The sequence below is a fragment of the Candidatus Omnitrophota bacterium genome (assembly GCA_028707125.1).
In the GTDB taxonomy this organism is placed as follows: Bacteria; Omnitrophota; Gorgyraeia; order Gygaellales; family JAQTUX01; genus JAQTUX01.
Genome location: JAQTUX010000001.1, coordinates 609,472 through 626,298 on the forward strand (window position 1 = coordinate 609,472; position 16,827 = coordinate 626,298).

At 44.1% G+C, this 16,827-nt stretch carries 16 protein-coding genes and 3 tRNA genes; 18 read left to right on the forward strand and 1 reads right to left on the reverse strand.

Annotated elements, in window-relative coordinates; translation table 11 throughout:
- From PHR44_02920 to PHR44_02950, 7 genes are all read left to right on the forward strand, one after another.
- Window positions 1-74, forward strand: a tRNA-Arg gene (locus PHR44_02920).
- 40 nt (window positions 75-114) lie between these two features.
- Window positions 115-588 (forward strand): tRNA adenosine(34) deaminase TadA, encoded by a 474-nt coding sequence (tadA, locus tag PHR44_02925; protein MDD4909617.1) that lies wholly within the window; start codon window positions 115-117, stop codon window positions 586-588.
- A gap of 43 nt (window positions 589-631) precedes the next feature.
- Window positions 632-720 (forward strand) — tRNA-Ser (locus PHR44_02930).
- Window positions 721-923: 203 nt separating this feature from the next.
- Complete coding sequence (locus tag PHR44_02935; GenBank protein ID MDD4909618.1) at window positions 924-1,562, forward strand: hypothetical protein; 639 nt, start codon at window positions 924-926, stop codon at window positions 1,560-1,562.
- Window positions 1,563-1,577: 15 nt separating this feature from the next.
- Complete coding sequence (gene dnaX, locus PHR44_02940; protein ID MDD4909619.1) at window positions 1,578-3,146, forward strand: DNA polymerase III subunit gamma/tau; 1,569 nt, start codon at window positions 1,578-1,580, stop codon at window positions 3,144-3,146.
- A 1-nt stretch (window position 3,147) separates the two neighbouring features.
- Window positions 3,148-3,747: a recombination mediator RecR gene (recR, locus tag PHR44_02945; protein ID MDD4909620.1), complete on the forward strand. Its 600-nt coding sequence runs from the start codon at window positions 3,148-3,150 to the stop codon at window positions 3,745-3,747.
- A gap of 66 nt (window positions 3,748-3,813) precedes the next feature.
- A tRNA-Asn gene (locus tag PHR44_02950) sits at window positions 3,814-3,886 on the forward strand.
- 343 nt (window positions 3,887-4,229) lie between these two features.
- Here the strand turns inward: PHR44_02950 and PHR44_02955 are convergent.
- Window positions 4,230-4,622, reverse strand: coding sequence for a hypothetical protein (locus tag PHR44_02955; GenBank protein ID MDD4909621.1), 393 nt, complete (start codon window positions 4,620-4,622; stop codon window positions 4,230-4,232).
- A 496-nt stretch (window positions 4,623-5,118) separates the two neighbouring features.
- Between PHR44_02955 and PHR44_02960 the strand changes: the two genes are divergently transcribed.
- The 11 genes from PHR44_02960 to PHR44_03010 all read left to right on the forward strand — a co-directional run bounded on the left by PHR44_02960 (window position 5,119) and on the right by PHR44_03010 (window position 16,811).
- Window positions 5,119-5,907 carry a hypothetical protein gene (locus PHR44_02960; GenBank protein ID MDD4909622.1) on the forward strand — a complete coding sequence of 263 codons (789 nt, stop codon included), beginning with the start codon at window positions 5,119-5,121 and terminating at the stop codon, window positions 5,905-5,907.
- A 1-nt stretch (window position 5,908) separates the two neighbouring features.
- Window positions 5,909-8,413: a DEAD/DEAH box helicase family protein gene (locus PHR44_02965; protein ID MDD4909623.1), complete on the forward strand. Its 2,505-nt coding sequence runs from the start codon at window positions 5,909-5,911 to the stop codon at window positions 8,411-8,413.
- Window positions 8,414-8,484: 71 nt separating this feature from the next.
- The gene (locus PHR44_02970; GenBank protein MDD4909624.1) at window positions 8,485-9,111 is read left to right on the forward strand and encodes a hypothetical protein; all 627 of its coding nucleotides are present in this window, start codon (window positions 8,485-8,487) and stop codon (window positions 9,109-9,111) included.
- A 648-nt stretch (window positions 9,112-9,759) separates the two neighbouring features.
- Window positions 9,760-11,559 carry an LTA synthase family protein gene (locus PHR44_02975; protein ID MDD4909625.1) on the forward strand — a complete coding sequence of 600 codons (1,800 nt, stop codon included), beginning with the start codon at window positions 9,760-9,762 and terminating at the stop codon, window positions 11,557-11,559.
- The gene (locus PHR44_02980; protein MDD4909626.1) at window positions 11,522-12,202 is read left to right on the forward strand and encodes a phosphatidylserine decarboxylase; all 681 of its coding nucleotides are present in this window, start codon (window positions 11,522-11,524) and stop codon (window positions 12,200-12,202) included. Before PHR44_02975 ends, PHR44_02980 begins: the two co-directional genes overlap by 38 nt.
- Window positions 12,203-12,431: 229 nt before the next feature.
- A complete protein-coding gene (hflK, locus tag PHR44_02985; GenBank protein MDD4909627.1) occupies window positions 12,432-13,430 on the forward strand; it encodes an FtsH protease activity modulator HflK in 999 nt (332 codons plus the stop codon).
- Entirely contained in the window at window positions 13,427-14,386 is a 960-nt protein-coding gene (hflC, locus tag PHR44_02990; GenBank protein ID MDD4909628.1) for a protease modulator HflC, read from the forward strand. Before hflK ends, hflC begins: the two co-directional genes overlap by 4 nt.
- Before the next feature lie 131 nt (window positions 14,387-14,517).
- Window positions 14,518-15,645, forward strand: a complete 1,128-nt coding sequence (locus PHR44_02995) for a glycosyltransferase family 4 protein (GenBank protein MDD4909629.1) — start codon at window positions 14,518-14,520, stop codon at window positions 15,643-15,645.
- Entirely contained in the window at window positions 15,629-16,216 is a 588-nt protein-coding gene (locus PHR44_03000) for a hypothetical protein (protein ID MDD4909630.1), read from the forward strand. Before PHR44_02995 ends, PHR44_03000 begins: the two co-directional genes overlap by 17 nt.
- Window positions 16,213-16,368: a hypothetical protein gene (locus tag PHR44_03005; GenBank protein ID MDD4909631.1), complete on the forward strand. Its 156-nt coding sequence runs from the start codon at window positions 16,213-16,215 to the stop codon at window positions 16,366-16,368. Before PHR44_03000 ends, PHR44_03005 begins: the two co-directional genes overlap by 4 nt.
- 53 nt (window positions 16,369-16,421) lie before the next feature.
- Window positions 16,422-16,811, forward strand: a complete 390-nt coding sequence (locus tag PHR44_03010) for a hypothetical protein (GenBank protein ID MDD4909632.1) — start codon at window positions 16,422-16,424, stop codon at window positions 16,809-16,811.
- Window positions 16,812-16,827 lie beyond the last annotated feature (16 nt).

The following is a 16,827-nucleotide window of genomic DNA, read 5'->3' on the forward strand; positions in this document are numbered from 1 at the left end:
GCGCCCATAGCTCAATTGGATAGAGCACTTGCCTACGGAGCAAGTTGTTGCTGGTTCGACTCCAGCTGGGCGCATTAAAACAGAACTAAGAACTAAGAGTTAAGAACTAAGATCGTGAAGCGGAATGATGAGTTTTATATGCGCCTGGCGCTGAAGGAGGCGCTGGCCGCCTCTGAGAAAGACGAGGTGCCTGTGGGAGCGGTGATAATCCACAAGGGGCAGATGATTGCCAAGGCGCACAATCAGATAGAGTCCCTGAAAGACCCTACCGCCCACGCGGAAATGATAGCCATAACGCAGGCGGCAAATTACCTGAAAAGCAAGTGGTTGTTGGGCGCGACGATTTATGTTACAATTGAGCCGTGCGCGATGTGCGCCGGCGCTCTGGTGCTTTCGCGCATAAAGAATATAGTATTCGGGGCAAAGGACCCCAAGACCGGCGCCTGCGGCTCGGTGTTTGACATAGCGCGCCATAAAAAGCTTAACCACAGGATAAAGGTCTCCGGCGGCGTAATGGAAGCGGATTGCTCTTTATTATTGAAGGAATTCTTTAAGAAAAAGCGGGCAAAGAACGCCGACCTGAGTTGATTGATCTTAGTTCTTAGCTCTTAAATCTTAGTTCTGCTTTTCTGGAGAGGTGGCTGAGCGGTCGAAAGCAACTCACTGCTAATGAGTTGACCTGGGAAACTGGGTCCCTGGGTTCAAATCCCAGCCTCTCCGTTTTCATTTCCCGATAAGGGAAATGAAAACGGATACTTAACAAATGTAGCCGAGCGGCAAGCGAGGCCATTTGTTAAGTATCTTGAATGAACAGGGCCGTAGCGAGCGTAGTGCCTGACACGATATCATGAAATATTTCGCACTTTAGCGAAAGATTTGGTATAATAGATAAAATAGCATTAACCAATTTCAGAGAAAGGACAGTGAAGGTGAAAAAAAAGCGTATCGTATTTTTCATGATCGTTTTTCTTTGTTTCTTTATCACCAGCGCTTTCGCGCGGTTCTCAGGCAAGCCGAGTTTCAGATTGGAAGAGTTATACAGGTTTGATATAAAGACGAGCAAAAGCAACCTGGTCATCACCCGCCTGAATGCCGCGTTAAGTTATCTGGGGGCCGGCAAGAAAGAGGCCTTTAAATTAATACCGTATATTGAGGGCCAATGGAATCATAAGTATGACACGTGGATAAGGCATAAAGTCGGCCTGGAGATAGGCAGGGATATATTCAAGTGGCTATACCTGGGCCAGGGGTTCCATTATGCCGATCTTGATGAGAACGACAGGGATAGGGAAATATTTCGTAAAGACGATACCGCGGAAGGCCTGACCCGCGTGAAAGTCAGTTTTCCGCTGCCGAAGATGAAGAATAAGCTCAAAGGCTACATAATGAACGAATTCACTTATAATTTAGAGGAGAACGAGGGGTACAGAAACGACTCTATCATAGGCGCCGTAATGCCCATAGGCAAGAATGCCGAAGCGAACCTTGACTGGCGCCACATAGACAGGATCCATTATTACGACTCTGATACCGTAGAGGTTTCTCTCGCCTTATTGTTTTAAAATTTACAGTTTGATATGTCTTACGTCGTCTTTGCTAGGAAATGGCGGCCTCAGAAGTTCGACGAGGTAGTAGGCCAGGACCATATCGTCACTACCTTAAAGAACGCCATTCTGAAGGACCGCCTGGCTTACGCCTATCTTTTTGCCGGTTCAAAAGGCATAGGCAAGACCTCGACCGCGAGGATATTCGCCAAGTCCTTAAACTGCGTTAACGGCCCCACTGTTGAGCCCTGCCAGAAATGCGCTTCCTGCGTGGAGATAACCGAGGCAAGAAGCATGGATGTTATTGAAATAGACGGCGCCTCCAATACCGGAGTTGACAATATCCGCGAATTAAGGGAGAACGCCAAATTCTCCCCTGTGAACGGAAGGTACAAGGTATACATCATTGATGAGGTGCATATGCTTTCCGATTCGGCGTTTAACGCCCTTCTCAAGATCCTTGAGGAGCCGCCGCAGCACGTCAAATTCATTTTCGCCACCACGCACCCGCACAAGATACCCCCTACCATACTTTCGCGCTGCCAGCGGTTTGATTTTAACCGCATATCTACTTTGGGGATAATAGAGCAGTTGAAGAGGATAGCCGCGGCCGAGAACCTGAATATAGATAAGGAGATATTCTTCGCGATCGCCCGCGCTTCCGAGGGCTCTATGCGCGACGCCGAATCCATCCTTGACCAGCTGGTATCTTTTTCAAAGGGCAAGGTCAGTATGGATGACGTGACTACCGTGCTTGGCTCGGTAGGGGATGACGCCCTTTTTGATATCGCCGATTCCGTTGCCAAAGGCGACTCACCGCGGGCGTTGGCGGCGCTGGACAAGATCATCAATGAGGGAAGGGACCTGGCAAATTTCCTTCAGAACCTCATCAGCCATTTCAGGAATCTTATGGTCGCCAAGATAAGCTCGGCTGATAAGGGGCTGCTTGACCTGCCCGATGAGATCTGCGCGCGCCTGCTTGAACAGAGCAAGGAGTTCTCTCTAAACGAACTCTTTTCCATATTCAACCTCCTGGTGAACACCCACGACGTCTCAAAGCGGCTTAATACTCTTAAGATCCCCATAGAGATCGCGCTGGTAAAGTTGGCGTATCCTAAAAAAAAAGTTGAACCCCGAATAAATACTCCTAAACGCGAAAAAGAGCAGGCAGTTTCCGCGGACGCCCCCAGGCAGGAGCAGAAAAAGCCCCCTTCCGAGGTAAAGGCCGCGCAGGCGCAGCCAGGCCCGGCAGAGGATACCGTCCACATAGATTGCAGCAGCGTATTATCGGTATGGCAGGAACTTATCATGCGGATGGAAAAGATAAAGATGTCCATAGCCACTTACCTGCGGGAGTCAATGCCTGTGGCGGCCAAAGGCAGGCTGGTGACGATAGCGCTGCCTAAGGACCTGGGTTTCCACAAAGAGGTCCTGGAGAAGAAGGAGAACAGGGCCATAATTGAGAACGGCCTGCAGGATCTATTGAAACATAACGTCCATCTTGATTTTACCCTGGTGGAGCGAAAGCAAAGCGAGCCGGACAAGGAGTCCGAAGCTCTGATACAGTCCGCCCTTGACACATTCGGCGGGAAAATAGTCTGATATGGCAGGTTACCCTGAATTAGTAGAAGGCCTGATAGAGCAGTTAAATAAATTCCCCGGCATAGGAAGAAGGAGCGCCGAGCGGATCGTCTATTATATTCTGCGCAGCCCAACCAGCGAATTAAAGAAGCTGGTCAACGCGATCATAAAGGCAAAGGAGGGCATACGCCTGTGCAGGATATGCAACGGCTTTGCCGCCGGTGAGGTCTGTTCCATATGCGGCGATGAGAAGCGCGACAAGGGCACGATCTGCGTCGTGGAGGAGCCCAAGGATGTGAACGCGGTTGAACGGGCAGGCGGCTACACCGGGCATTATCATGTCCTGCTTGGTTCTATTGCCCCGCTTGAGGGCAGGGGGCCGGAGGATCTTAAAGTCAATGAACTGATCCAGCGCATAAAGCAGAACGGGGTGAAAGAGATAATCCTTGCCACCGATTCTGATACGGAAGGCGAGGCAACCGCGCTTTATCTTGCCAGGCAGATCAGGCCTTTCGGGGCGAGCATCACGCGCATCGGCATAGGCCTGCCTATGGGCTCTAACCTTGAATATGCCGATTCCACCACTATTGCCCGCGCGCTTTCTTCCCGCAAACCGGTCTGATTTGCCCTATTGACTTATCCCCGATTTAAAGTAAAATAATATTCTGCTCTTTAAGATAGAATTCATTCCCCTGTAGCTCAGTTGGTAGAGCGGGTGGCTGTTAACCACCATGTCCGAGGTTCGAGTCCTCGCGGGGGAGTAAAATTTGGCACCGAGCAATCGGTGCCTTTTTTTGCGCCAAATTTTACGAGCCCGCGAGGAAGAGGGTTGTTAAGGGGGAGACCGTCCCCCTTAAGCATCCGGCTGCATTGACGAAAAGGGGTGTCAGCGAGTCCGCCTTTGGCGGACGAGCGTCAAGGGGAAAACCTATGGTTTTCCCCTTGAAGAGGAGCGACCGAAGGGAGCGACGACCTCGCGGGGGAGCCCCCAGTTAATGTCGCGACAGAGTCAGTGACAAAAATAATTGTGCCATTGTAACTATCTGCGGTATAATAAATAAGGATAAGGAGAACCGTCCCCGGATATATTAAAATCCACGATGCTTACGGTGTTTGTCGAACCGTTAATTCTGTGGGTTTTCGACGAATTTCTTTAAATCGCACCACAGCTTCGTTAAGCGTAATAACACCGGCTAAGAATTCAGTCTTTATTATGCTGTACTCCCTGGCATTACGATCATGTACTTCTTGACGCTGCTGAAATCTCAATATAGCATTTAAAAGCGGCAAGGCAATATTAAACGTGGATAACGCTACCATGCTGACAACAAACCAGGTATGCCATGTGGCTTCTTTGCCTAAGTTAAATTGATAAGTAGCTAGGGCAAGCAGCAAAAACCTCGTAACCCATACTGACCAGTGAACAGTTACATAAAATGCCCTATTAAATCGCTCCCAATGCCACTCCCACTCAATCTCACTATCCAGTTCGCCCATAAATGAATCTCTGCTATCCGCCTCAGTCATATTTCCGTTTCCTTATAATTGCTGTTTACCATTTTACCTGAAAACACCTTACGAGATAAATTTTACTACAAGCACAAATTGTCTGCAACATAAATTGCTATAGATGCTATAGAAAAAAGCTGATACTGGCTCTCCTGTCTTTTGGCAGTGGGCTTTATTTCGGTTTCGGTTCTGCAATTCGGCAAGTATTTATTTTTTGCTGATTTCTTCCAAGGCCTTCAGGGCTCCCTCATAATCCGGCTGCATTGACGGAAAGGGGTGTCAGCGACCCGCCGATCTTTTTAGCGGGGAGCGACCCTCGCGGGGGAGCCTCCAGTTAATGTTGCGACAGAGTTAGTGACAAAAATAATTGTGTTATTGTAACTCTCTGCAGTATAATAAATAAGGGTAAGGAGAACCGTCCCCGATACTCGCGCATACAACTTAAAATTTGCAGGTATGTTAAAGGCTTTGAAAGGCCAAAACGATGAATATTAAGGGTGTAAAGATTGTTCGGAACAATAAAAGCTGGGTTTGTCATGTAGATGACTTTTCGGATGATCTCAAAGAGATTATTAGAAAAAATCTTCAAGAAATTTGTTACGGAGCCAAACAAGTATCCGATTTTAAAAAGACATATACATACAAAAATACGTTAAATAATTTTCTTGATAGATACTCAAGAAAAACCGATGAACAAAAAAAGGGCATGCTTGGTGAATTGCTAGCTCACGTCCTGCTTGTTAAATCGATGCCAAATCTTACAAGGACAAGTATATTTTTCAATCCAGGCGAAAGAAATATTAAGAAAGGATTCGATATTATTTTTTTAGATACTTCAGGAAGAATTCTTTGGTACAGTGAAGTTAAATCTGGTGAGAAGCATAAGAAAAGCGTAAACGATTCTAATTCTGAACTTCTAAAGTCCGCTAGAAAAGATGTTAAGACAAAGATTGGCTCTAAATTAGCGTATTTATGGGATAATGCTATGGTTGATGCACAACTGACAACAGAAAAACAAGTTTTCGAAACGCTCAAGTCTCTACTAGAGCAGGATTGTTTTTTTGTTAACAAAACTGCCGAATTAAAGGGACACGCCATAATCGTATCAGTTCTTTACGCAAGTATGAGTGAAAAGATTGATGTTGCGAATTTAAATAATTTGTATGAAGAGATTGAAAAAAATGGTGATTTTAAAGATCTGATTATTTATTCTATACAAAAAGAAACATTCAAAAAGATTGAAGACTTCTTGACGCAAGAAAAAGATAAATAATATGAAACTGAAAGAAGTAACATTAAATAAGCTCAAGCGACATATTCCCCATACGAAATTTGCTAGAGCATATCAAAAATTAATGACTTCAGAGAAAGATAGTTTACTCTCTTTTGAAGATAAGTTTATACTACTGAAGTTAGCAATAATTTTCTGTAACTTCGGAGATAAGCATTTAAAAAAGTTAGGATATAGGATTATTTTAAGATATTCGAACTTGTCCAATGACTATATCCCTTTATATGATATCGCCATGGCAAATGATCATATTTCTGTGGCAAAGTTTATTGAAATAAATTATTTGAATAAAGAAAAGATCGAAAACTCCTTTAATTGCATTTTTCTATCTGCTTATAAAGAAAACTTTAAATATGGAGAGATTTATCTTTCTGCTGGGCAGAAAGATATTATAGAATTTGCTGAAGAGACCAGTGGAAATTTTGCAATTGTTGCCCCAACTTCTTATGGTAAAACAGACATAATAATATCTTTAATTAAGAAAAACATTTCTAAAAAAGTATGCATAGTGGTGCCTACAAAAGCTTTGCTTTCTCAAACTAGGAAACGAATAATGGGAAATGAAGATTTAGCGAAACAAATTAATAGAATAATTGTTCATCAGGATATGTACAAAGGAAATGAGAAAAATTTTGTTGCCGTTTTGACACAAGAAAGGCTTTTGAGATTGCTTGAAGAGAATGAGAAATTGGGACTTGATTTGATTCTTGTTGATGAAGCCCATAATTTATTATATGGAGAGGCTAGAGACGTACTCTTGGCGCAGGTATTAATGCTTTCGAAAAAGAGGAATTCAAGAGTAGAATTTCAATTTTTTACTCCTTTTTTAGTAGATGTAAATAGTTTGAAGATTCCCTACATGAAGTATGAAATAGAAGAAAAGAAAGTCGAGGAAAATATAAAAGTAGAAAGATACTATTATTGCGAAAAGAAAAACAGATACAGGCTCTATCTATACGATCAATTTATTGACGAACCTTTGAACATAGAAGGGCCATTGTTTGATGATGATATTTCTTTTATAATGCACCATAAGGGAGTAAAAAATATCGTATATTTAAACCGCACAAGAGATTTAGAAACAGCCGCATTAGATTTAGCTTCTCAAAATGGTAGCTTAAATGGAATAAATAAAGAGGTCGAAGAACTATGTAAAGATATTTCGTCATATCTGCACGAAGACTACAATTTGTTGAAGTGCATTAAAGGGGGAGTCGTATATCATCATGGGTCTATGCCAGACATTATTCGATTATACGCAGAAGACATTTTCACTAAAATGCACGAGTTTAAATTTATCGTGACAAGTTCTACTCTGTTAGAAGGAGTAAATATTCCTGCGGAAAAAATGTTTGTACTTAACTGTTCCATCGGGACAAGATATTTATCGAGTTCACAATTTAGAAATCTTGCAGGTAGGGTTTGTCGTTTTAAAGATGTTTTTAAGGAAAATTTCGGTAACTTAAAAATGTTAGAACCTGACATATATGTTGTAGGAGGAATTTTCGCCAGAAAAGGAGTAAATATAAAGAATTTCTTGAAACACAGGGTTAAAGACGATAAAAAAATTAGTGATAAAATCGAGAACGTATTATTACTTGATAAAGAAAAGAATACTGCAATCAATGAAGAAAAAAAAGAGGAAATTGAGAAAGCTTTAGAATATTTGGAAAATATCGAGCCTGAGACTACTAAGACTAGTAAAGCTAAATACGCGCAATCAGAGATCGGCAAAGCATGCTTTAAGAATAATGTTACCGAATTTGATATTATAGAAAAGGAACTCAATTTGCAAAAATTATTTGAAACGATTGATAAAAATACTAAAATTGATGACTTAAATAATCTACTCAGCACTATAGCTAAATTGTTTATTACCTTAATAGATTTTAATGAAAGCTTAACTAGGGAAAATGTAAGTAACCTGTTGCGTTTGGAGAATCCGAAAGCTCAAAGTTTTTATGCGATGCTGCTTTCATGGCGCATGAGTGGCAGTCCGTATAAAATGATGATAAGGAAATTTCTAGACCACTGGGATAAAGTTGAAGATAAGATAGTGTATTTTGGTAAAAAGTGGGGAGAAATAAAACGCAAAGAGAGTGATTTTTCCCCATTGTTCGTAGATATTAGTAGAAAACCTCCGGCTCAACGAGTAAACTTGGCTATTGTGCGTATTAAAGAAGAACAAGATTTCATTGATAACGTTCTAATAAAATATATTGAAGTTCTTAACGATCTTGGCTTGCTTGATAAAACTTTTTATGAAAAAATTAAATATGGTAGTGCAGATCCAGATACGATATGCTTGCTGAAGAATGGGTTCTCAATGGACTTAGCTGGTCGTGTTACTGAAGAGAAATACAAGCAGTATGTGAGTATTGATGTCGCTGAAGAAAATGTTAAAATTAACCCTGATATCATTTCTGCAATGAAGGAACACGGAGAAAATAAGCTAATTATCTTTGAGGTTGGTTATCACCTTAGCTAAAAATGAAATAAGGAGCTTTCTATAATTTTCCCTGAACGGTAAGTTTTGTGTATCGCTAAAAATTAAACAAAATGCGAATTATTAAAAGTGAAGAAGAATTGCCTTGGCCTAAAAAAGGCGATAGTATTTTTACGCCTTCTAATAAATGGCAATATAATGCTTGTTTTCATTTTACCCATGAAGAGATGCACTTGTATATTGATGGCTATCTCCGTGCGGCAGAAATATTAGTTAACTCGGTTTGCCGTTCTGCAAGAAGAAGTAGTTACATAGACGCTAAAGTTTATCCGATTTTATTCCTCTACCATCATCATATTGAATTACAGCTAAAAAATATCATATACAAAGGAAACATCCTTCTAAACAAAAATGAAAGATTTCCTCAGCATCACAAGATTTATGAATTATGGCTTATTGCCAAAAAGATTATTTGTAAAGTAAATGAGAACAGCAAAGACAGAAGGCCAGTAAATATTGCTGAGAAGGTTATTAAGGAATTAGCTACGATAAACAATGACGCTGAGGGGTATCGCTATCCATATGATAAAGATGGTAATCTTTTACTCAAGGATATTAAACATTTAAACCTTGATACCTTGCGAAAAGTTATGGGAAGAATCACCACATTTCTAGATGCAGTATCTGAACAAATATATGTTTATTTAGATTATAAGCAAGAGATGGAAAACAATTTTTAATGAGGGGGATAACAGAATTCGGTTTTTTTTGTCTGCAATCTATAGTAGAATTATTTTCCACCCCTCAAAATCCTCTGAATTGAAGCTGTTTTCTTATGCAAAAGGGCAAATTTTTCCGCCGCCAAAAATTTGCCCTTTTGCTCGCGCTTCTCAAGCGTCGTTCAGGAGAGGCGCAGTATGCCGCACCGCCAGCTTTTACTCGTTAAATGCGGCATAGCGGACACTTTACTGCGTAAAGTGCAAGCACTTTTCTTATTATTAAACGATTGAAAAGTGGACGCTGGGGCTGGCGGCGCCGCCACCCGCCGCCAGCCGCACAGAACCGCACACTCACCGACAAATAAGAAACTCCGGAAACTCCAGACGCTTTATGGGCTCCCCCGCGAGGAAGAGGGTTGTTAAGGGGGAAATATCTCTTGCATAACAAGATATGGGAATTATAATTAAATAAAACATCCGGCACGGCCGTTATTCATTATTATGAAGATCCTTTATTGGCAGGGAACTCTGTTTCTGTTGCTTACACTCCTCTTGGTGTGGTTGTCGCGGTCGGCATCACGCCGGCAGGGATTTCTTGCTTCTGTCGGCATAGCGGCAGGTTCGTTGCTGTGGGGCTGGACAGCGCTGTTTTTCATAAGCGTCTTCTTTATGGAAATTGCAGGTTTAGGCCTTGATGTTGTAACCGTTAGAAGCATTACCTCCGAATCGGCTCTGGTTGTGTTACCTTTGGCGTTGTTGCCGGTATTTATGCGCAAGGGAGCGGCCGCATTATTAGTGTCGTTTTTTTCCCTCTTGATCTTTGCAGATATCCTCTACAGGCGTTATTTTGGCATACCTGTTCCGTTTTGGTCGCTGGCAGAAGCACATCAGCTGATAGAATGGCGTGAGAGCGTATATGGCATTGTATCTTTGAGGGATATGGTGCTGCTATTTTTTCCCCTGGGAATACTGCTTTTTGTCTTAGGTTACAAGAATTCCATAAGATTTCAGCGGCCGCTTGGGGGATTACGCATAATATGCCGGTATATCTTTATCTTTCTGGTCTTCCTGGCGATAGGCCTGCCGAGTATACGCCTATTATACAGTAATATGCATGATTACAGTAATAGGGACAGGGTCTGCCGCGAAGGCCTCTTCCTTCAGAGATGGGGAGTGTTGAACAACCATTTATTTGACCTTTTGCGGCTGATACGGGAAAGTTGCCTGCGCAGCAGGTTGAGTCCTGACGCGGAGCGGAAGTTACGGGCGTTTTTTGAGAAGCGGGCAGAAGGGGCAAAAGACGCAGGCACATTTGGCCTGGCCCGCGGCAAGAACTTGCTCTTGATACAGGTTGAGTCACTGGAGCAGTTTGTCATAGGTAAAAAGATCAACGGCCAGGAGGTCACCCCTTTCTTAAACCGGTTATCTGAGGAGGCGCTGTATTATCCCTATATATTTGACCAGACGGCCGACGGGACAAGTTCCGATGCCGATTTTTGCGTCTTGAACTCTCTGCATCCCCTCAACCGGGGGGCGGTTGTCTTTCGAAGGCCTTACAACCATTTCGTGGCCCTACCGCGTCTTCTTAAGGACGCCGGCTATACAACTTTCTCGGCGCAGGCCATCGTTCGGGATACCTGGAATATGGCCGTTGTGTATCCGCGTTACGGCATTGAGCATTCTCTGTTCCTGGAAGAAATGGGGGAGGGAGAACTGTTGGGAAGAAGGTTTGCCGACCATATATTTCTAAGCCGTATGGTCAGGGACCTGGAAAAACTGAGAAGGCCTTTTTTTGCCTTCCTGGCTACCATTATCTCCCATTACCCGTTCGATAATATACCCGATGAGTATAAGAGTTTAGACTTAGGGAAGATAGAAGGCACCATGCTCGGCGATTACCTGCATTGCATGTATTATGAAGATAAGTGCATAGGTCAGTTCCTGCGTGATTTAAAAAGCGCGGGATTGCTCAAGGATACTGTTGTAGTTATATACGGGGACCACAGGGCTCGTCTGCCTGTTAACGCGGACCTGCTTCAGTTCGCAGTGCCTGACGCAGAGGCGCTTTCGGAACAGATGTTAGAGGCGGGATTAAGCCGCGTTCCACTCTTTATCAGGATCCCCGGCGACAACCCAAAAGGCATAATGCCGGTTGTAGGGGGCCATGTAGATATCGCTCCGACGTTATTGCATTTGCTGGGCATTGAACGGCCCAGGTGTTTTATCGGTAATTCTCTGATCGGCACCGGCCCCAAGACGGCCGTTTTATCACAGCCATTGATGTCTAAGGTGTCGGACGGCCGCGTGCTGATGCCTAATAGAGGCAGATGCCTTGAATTTCCTTCCGGCAAGCCCTTATCGATAAGGGCTTGTGAGGATCTCAGCTTTAGCGCCAGAGAGGAATTAGATACCTCCAGGGCGGTTATCTTGCATGATCTGGCCAGGGAGATCAAAGGAGGCGGCGATTAGAAACATATTTAAGGCCATTCATATCGCGTACGAGGCACGTTATGTTCTTTTGGCGGCGCTGTCGTTTTGCCTGGCCTTCTGTTTGATATTTCCCGACCAGAGGTATATTTTTATCGCGGCCTGCGCATTGCTTTTATTGTTTTTCAGGGATCCCGCAAGGGACATCCCTGATGACCCTTTCGCCATAGTCGCTCCTGCCGACGGCAGGATCGCCGATATTGATATTGTCAGGGTGGAAGAGCTTGGGAAAGAATTCCTGCGTATAGGGATCTATCTTTCCATCTTTGATGTGCATGTCCAGCGCCTGCCTTATAACGGCGAGATCGAGAAGGTGGAATATAAAAAGGGCAGGTTTCATATCGCTTCCGGGCATAAGGCCGCGGTTCACAACGAATCCAACACCGTAGCGATAAAGACAGAGTGCGGGGCGATGCTGGTCAAGCAGATATGCGGGAGCATTGTAAGAAGGATTGTCTGCAATGTGGCACCCAGGAAGATGGTAACAAAAGGGGAGAGATTGGGCATGATTATGTTTGGTTCGCGCGTTGAGCTTTATATCTCTCCGCGGACAGAGTTGCTTGTGGGGGTTGGAGATAAAGTGGCGGCAGGCCAGACGTTTATGGGCAGGTGCATTGTTCCTTAAGGGCGCTTCGGGGATGGCTCGGCAGGGCCCGTTGCCTCTTAGTTCGATTATGCTTGACAAAAGGCATAAAACTCTTTAAAGTAGTCATATAATGTTATAGAATATTCGCGGGTTCAGAAGTAAGGTTGTTTTCTGAAGGTTTTGGATGGTCGGGCCGCCATCTTGCGCGTTAATGCGAGATGGCGGTTTTGTTTTTCGCGTAACATAATAACTTATAAGGAGGTTGTCCATGGAATGGCAAAATGTCCCTACCCCTGATGAAATAATAGACATAGGCAAAAAGAAGTTTTCTAATTACGGCGGATATGTCACCTGGATAGCATTAGCCCTGATAATTATCGCGGGGCTGAAAAGCGCGGTCTATTCCATAGGCCCGGATGAGGTGGGCGTGATCCAGAGGTTTGGTAAATATAGCGCCTTAAGTTCGCCCGGGCTGCACGCGAAGATCCCTTTTATTGACAGGGTGACCCCCATCAAGGTGGAGAAGATCTTTAAGGAAGAGTTTGGGATAAGGAGTATGGATAAAGGGCCAAGGGCAGGGCGTTATTATGGAGCAGACCTGGAAGAGTCCCTTATGCTTACGGGGGACTTAAACATACTTGATGTGCGCTGGATCGTGCAGTTTAAGATCAAAGACCCCATAAAGCTGCTCTTTATTGTGCGTGATCCCCTCAAGATCATAAGGGACGTTTCCGAGATAGTCATGCGCAGGTTTGTGGGAGATTACACTGTGGATGAGGTATTAACCATTAAAAGGGAAGAAATAGATCATCTGGCTCAAGTCGAGATGCAAAAGATCCTGGATGATTACCAGACGGGAGTGCAGGTCATCACGGTAAAGCTGCTGGATGTAAACCCTCCTGATAAGGTAAAGCCGGCTTTTAACGAAGTGAATGAGGCAAAGCAGGAAAAGGAAAAAATGATCAATCAGGCCTGGGAGGCATATAATAAAGCCATACCAAAGGCCAGGGGAGAAGCGGAGCGGACTATCCGCGAGGCGGAAGGATATTCCCTTGATAAGATAAACAGGGCCAAAGGCGAATCGGATAGATTCTTAATTACTTTAAGCGAATATCAAAAGGCTCCGGAGATCACCCGCAAGAGGTTGTATCTTGAGACGCTCGCCGAAGTTTTGCCCAAGGCAAAGGAAAAATATGTTATTGACCCAAGGCAATCTTCCATATTGCCGCTGTTAGATATCGGCAAGAAAGGAGGGACCAAGCAATGAAAGAAGGCAAATTAGGGACTATTGTGGGATTGGTTTTTTCACTGGCTATAATTGTTGTGTTCGCGTTCGCGAGCGGGGCGTTATTTATAGTGGATGAAACAAAACAAGTAGTGGTCACTCAGTTCGGCAAGCCGGTGGGAGAGCCGATAACATCCGCGGGCCTGCATTTTAAGACGCCTTTTATTCAACAGGCGCATTATTTTGAGAAGAGGCTTCTGGAATGGGACGGTGAGCCGAATCAGATACCCACAAAAGACAAAAAATATATATGGGTAGACACAATGGCGCGCTGGAAGATAGTGGACGCGTTGAAGTTCCTGCAGTCCGTAGGCAATGAGTTAAGCGCCGGCAGCCGCCTGAATGATATCATCAATTCAGCCACCAGAGACGCCGTTACGGGGAATCTTCTGGTTGAGGCGGTAAGGGACTCAAACCGCATATTGGAGAGCAAAGATCTCGGGGATGATGCCATTGTCAGCGAGGAGGCTTTGGAGCGCATTGAGACAGGAAGGCAAAAATTAACCCGCGCCATATTGGAGAAGGCAAAGGTCCTCGCTCCGCAATACGGGATCGAGATCATGGATGTGCGCGTAAAGCGCATAAATTATGTGGAGGAAGTGCGTAATAAGGTGTATGACAGGATGATCGCCGAGAGAAAACGCGCCGCCGAGAAATACCGTTCGGAAGGATTTGGAAAATCCGCCGAGATCGAAGGCCAGACCGGTAAAGAGTTGAAATTGATCACCTCTGAGGCCTACCGGCAGGCGCAGTCGATCGTCGGGAAGGCAGATGCCGAAGCGATTAATATTTACGCCGGCTCTTATGAGCAGAACCCCGAATTTTACTCGCTCCTTAAGACATTGGAAACATATAAAGGCACTATCGACGAAAATTCAACGCTGATCCTGACTACCGACAGCGATTACTACAAATACCTTAAGGCCCTGGGTAATTAGAACACAAAATCTCGCGCCGGACCGATACTGGTAAAACGCAGTATAAAGTCCGCCTATCCCGCGCAGACGTTGTTTATGGCCAAACAATAATCTGATATTTCCCGGGAAAACTTTCAGTGAGGAGTCTTGTCATGAAGAAGGTGCTTCTTATTTCATTTGAATACCCCGTCGGTAAGTCATATTGCGGCGGGGTAGGTCAGATCGTAGAACAGAGCAGGGACAGCCTGTTGGCTATGGGCTACGAAACTTACGTCCTTATAAGCTCTGATTTTGCCAGGAAATACCCGGTTAAACTGCTGTTTCCGAACGGTTCCATAAAACGCTACCGCAATCTCGGGGCGTTCCTGAGAGAATATGACTGGTGTAAATTTGGCTACATAATCCATCATTTTGTGAACTGGACCAGCGAGCTTAAGAAAATTAAAATGCAAAAAGGAAGAAAACCTAAGATTATATATCATTTTCACAGCATATTAAGAAGGGAAAAAGAATCCGGATTCCGGACGTTAAACCACTTCCTGCGCAATCAGGAGAAGATGATTGAATTGGCGGAAAGGATAATCTGCCCTTCCGCTTATGAATACGATAATTTCATCAGATATTTCCCTTCTTCCATAGACAAGGTGGTTGTTATTGAGAATACGATCGAGACCTTCAGGGCGGACAGAAAGAGGATCGAAGAGATAAGGGATACGCACAACATAAAAAGGAACGACATTGTTTCGCTTTATGTGGGCAGGCTTGAGAGGATAAAGGGGGCCCATATTCTGCTTGAGGAAGCGCACAGGATCCTCGAGAGGCGCCGGCATCTTAAACTCTTTTTTGTAGGGAGGTCGCTGGAGAAAGACCTGTATAAAAGGTTGTTAAAGCTCTGCAGGAGATTCCCAGGCCAGTTCTTTTATAAAAGGCATCTGGAGAAAAGCGAATTGTTCCAATATTATTATTTAAGCGATATCTATATAAACAGTTCCTTAAGCGAATCGTTTTCTTTGAGCACCCACGAAGGAGCGTTTTGCGGCAATGCCCTGCTTTTAAACCGGCTTCCGGTTTTGGAGAAGTTCAAGCGCGCCGCGTTATTTTTCGACGCGAATAACGGGGATTTTTCCGATAAATACGAGGCATTGATAAGAAATCGCGCTTTAAGAAAGAAACTCGCGGGCAGAGCACGGGAAGTTGCCAATAAATTTATCCACGGCAACAGGTTTAAAAATAATCTTTGCAAACTTATTAATAGCTTTGCGGTTGAGGGTAAAATTTAACGGCATATACCCGCTTTGCCCGCATCTTCATACAAATTCCCCTTGTAGAGTTATAAGGTGGGGGAGTATAATAAGAACCATGATAATTTATGAAGAAGTACTGCGTGAATTTCAGAAGCAAAAGGTAAGGTATGTTTTAGTTGGAGGCATAGCCTTTAATTTGCTTGGAGGATACAGAAGCACCTTTGATATGGACATCATTGTTGAGATGACCGATACAAACCTGCGCGGGGTCGTCCAGATATTAAAAAAGTCAGGTTTTCGCCTCAAACAGCCGATTGATCCGATTAGCATAGCTGATAAGGATATACGCGATGACTTAATCAGGCGCAAACATATAAAGGCAATCAACTTTTACAAGGACAAGAAGAGCTATGAAGAGATAGACATAATTATCAAATCACCGGTGGATTTCAAGAGAGCTATCAAGAACGCGAAGAGAATTAAAGTAGGGAGATTGGCGCTTCCGGTTATCGCTCCAGCAGATCTAATAAAGATGAAAAAGGCTATAGGGCGTAGCAGAGATAAAGAGGACATAAAGGAATTAAGAACCATTCAGAGGATGAAATGATATCTAAGTGGGAAACTCAGAAGGAGAAGATATTGAGAGGCCTTGAGGTATCGCCCAAGAATAAGCTGGAGGCCTTGAGGTTAATGAACGAGTTGGCAGACAGGGTTCTCTCGTATCGCCAGAAACTCATACGCCGTAAATTAAGGGCCTGAGAAACAACCGAGCCAGCCCGCGCAGTGATATAATCGTAAAAAAGGAGGCAGAGATGGAAAACTCGGTATTCATAGCGAAGATTTTTGGCCTGTGTTATCTGATCCTTGGAGTGGGCTTTATGTTCAATCGCAAGGCCTTTCAGCAGGTAATGGATGACTTCTGCAAAAATGCCGCCCTCGTATTTTACGGCGGGATGCTGGCGCTTGTTATCGGGGTCGTGATCATACTTAACCATAACATATGGGTGGCTGACTGGACTGTGATGATCACAGTCATCGGCTGGCTGGCGCTCATCAAGGGCATATGGATAATTATCCTGCCGAATACAGTATCTAAATTCATGCAGATCTACAGGGACAACGAATGCCTGCTGGCCGCCCATTCGGCTCTTGTGCTTATATTGGGCGCTGTCTTGACTTACTTCGGGTTCTTCGCGGCATAGGTAGAGGAGGGAATAG

What these genes read in the sequence shown, in the direction of transcription:
- dnaX (MDD4909619.1), top strand. Translation starts at nt 1,578, where the DNA reads ATGTCTTACGTCGTCTTTGCTAGGAAATGGCGGCCTCAGAAGTTCGAC.
- recR (MDD4909620.1), top strand. Translation starts at nt 3,148, where the DNA reads ATGGCAGGTTACCCTGAATTAGTAGAAGGCCTGATAGAGCAGTTAAAT.
- PHR44_02955 (MDD4909621.1), bottom strand. Translation starts at nt 4,622, where the DNA reads ATGGGCGAACTGGATAGTGAGATTGAGTGGGAGTGGCATTGGGAGCGA.
- PHR44_02960 (MDD4909622.1), top strand. Translation starts at nt 5,119, where the DNA reads ATGAATATTAAGGGTGTAAAGATTGTTCGGAACAATAAAAGCTGGGTT.
- PHR44_02965 (MDD4909623.1), top strand. Translation starts at nt 5,909, where the DNA reads ATGAAACTGAAAGAAGTAACATTAAATAAGCTCAAGCGACATATTCCC.
- PHR44_02970 (MDD4909624.1), top strand. Translation starts at nt 8,485, where the DNA reads ATGCGAATTATTAAAAGTGAAGAAGAATTGCCTTGGCCTAAAAAAGGC.
- PHR44_02975 (MDD4909625.1), top strand. Translation starts at nt 9,760, where the DNA reads ATGGAAATTGCAGGTTTAGGCCTTGATGTTGTAACCGTTAGAAGCATT.
- PHR44_02980 (MDD4909626.1), top strand. Translation starts at nt 11,522, where the DNA reads ATGATCTGGCCAGGGAGATCAAAGGAGGCGGCGATTAGAAACATATTT.
- hflK (MDD4909627.1), top strand. Translation starts at nt 12,432, where the DNA reads ATGGAATGGCAAAATGTCCCTACCCCTGATGAAATAATAGACATAGGC.
- hflC (MDD4909628.1), top strand. Translation starts at nt 13,427, where the DNA reads ATGAAAGAAGGCAAATTAGGGACTATTGTGGGATTGGTTTTTTCACTG.
- PHR44_02995 (MDD4909629.1), top strand. Translation starts at nt 14,518, where the DNA reads ATGAAGAAGGTGCTTCTTATTTCATTTGAATACCCCGTCGGTAAGTCA.
- PHR44_03005 (MDD4909631.1), top strand. Translation starts at nt 16,213, where the DNA reads ATGATATCTAAGTGGGAAACTCAGAAGGAGAAGATATTGAGAGGCCTT.
- PHR44_03010 (MDD4909632.1), top strand. Translation starts at nt 16,422, where the DNA reads ATGGAAAACTCGGTATTCATAGCGAAGATTTTTGGCCTGTGTTATCTG.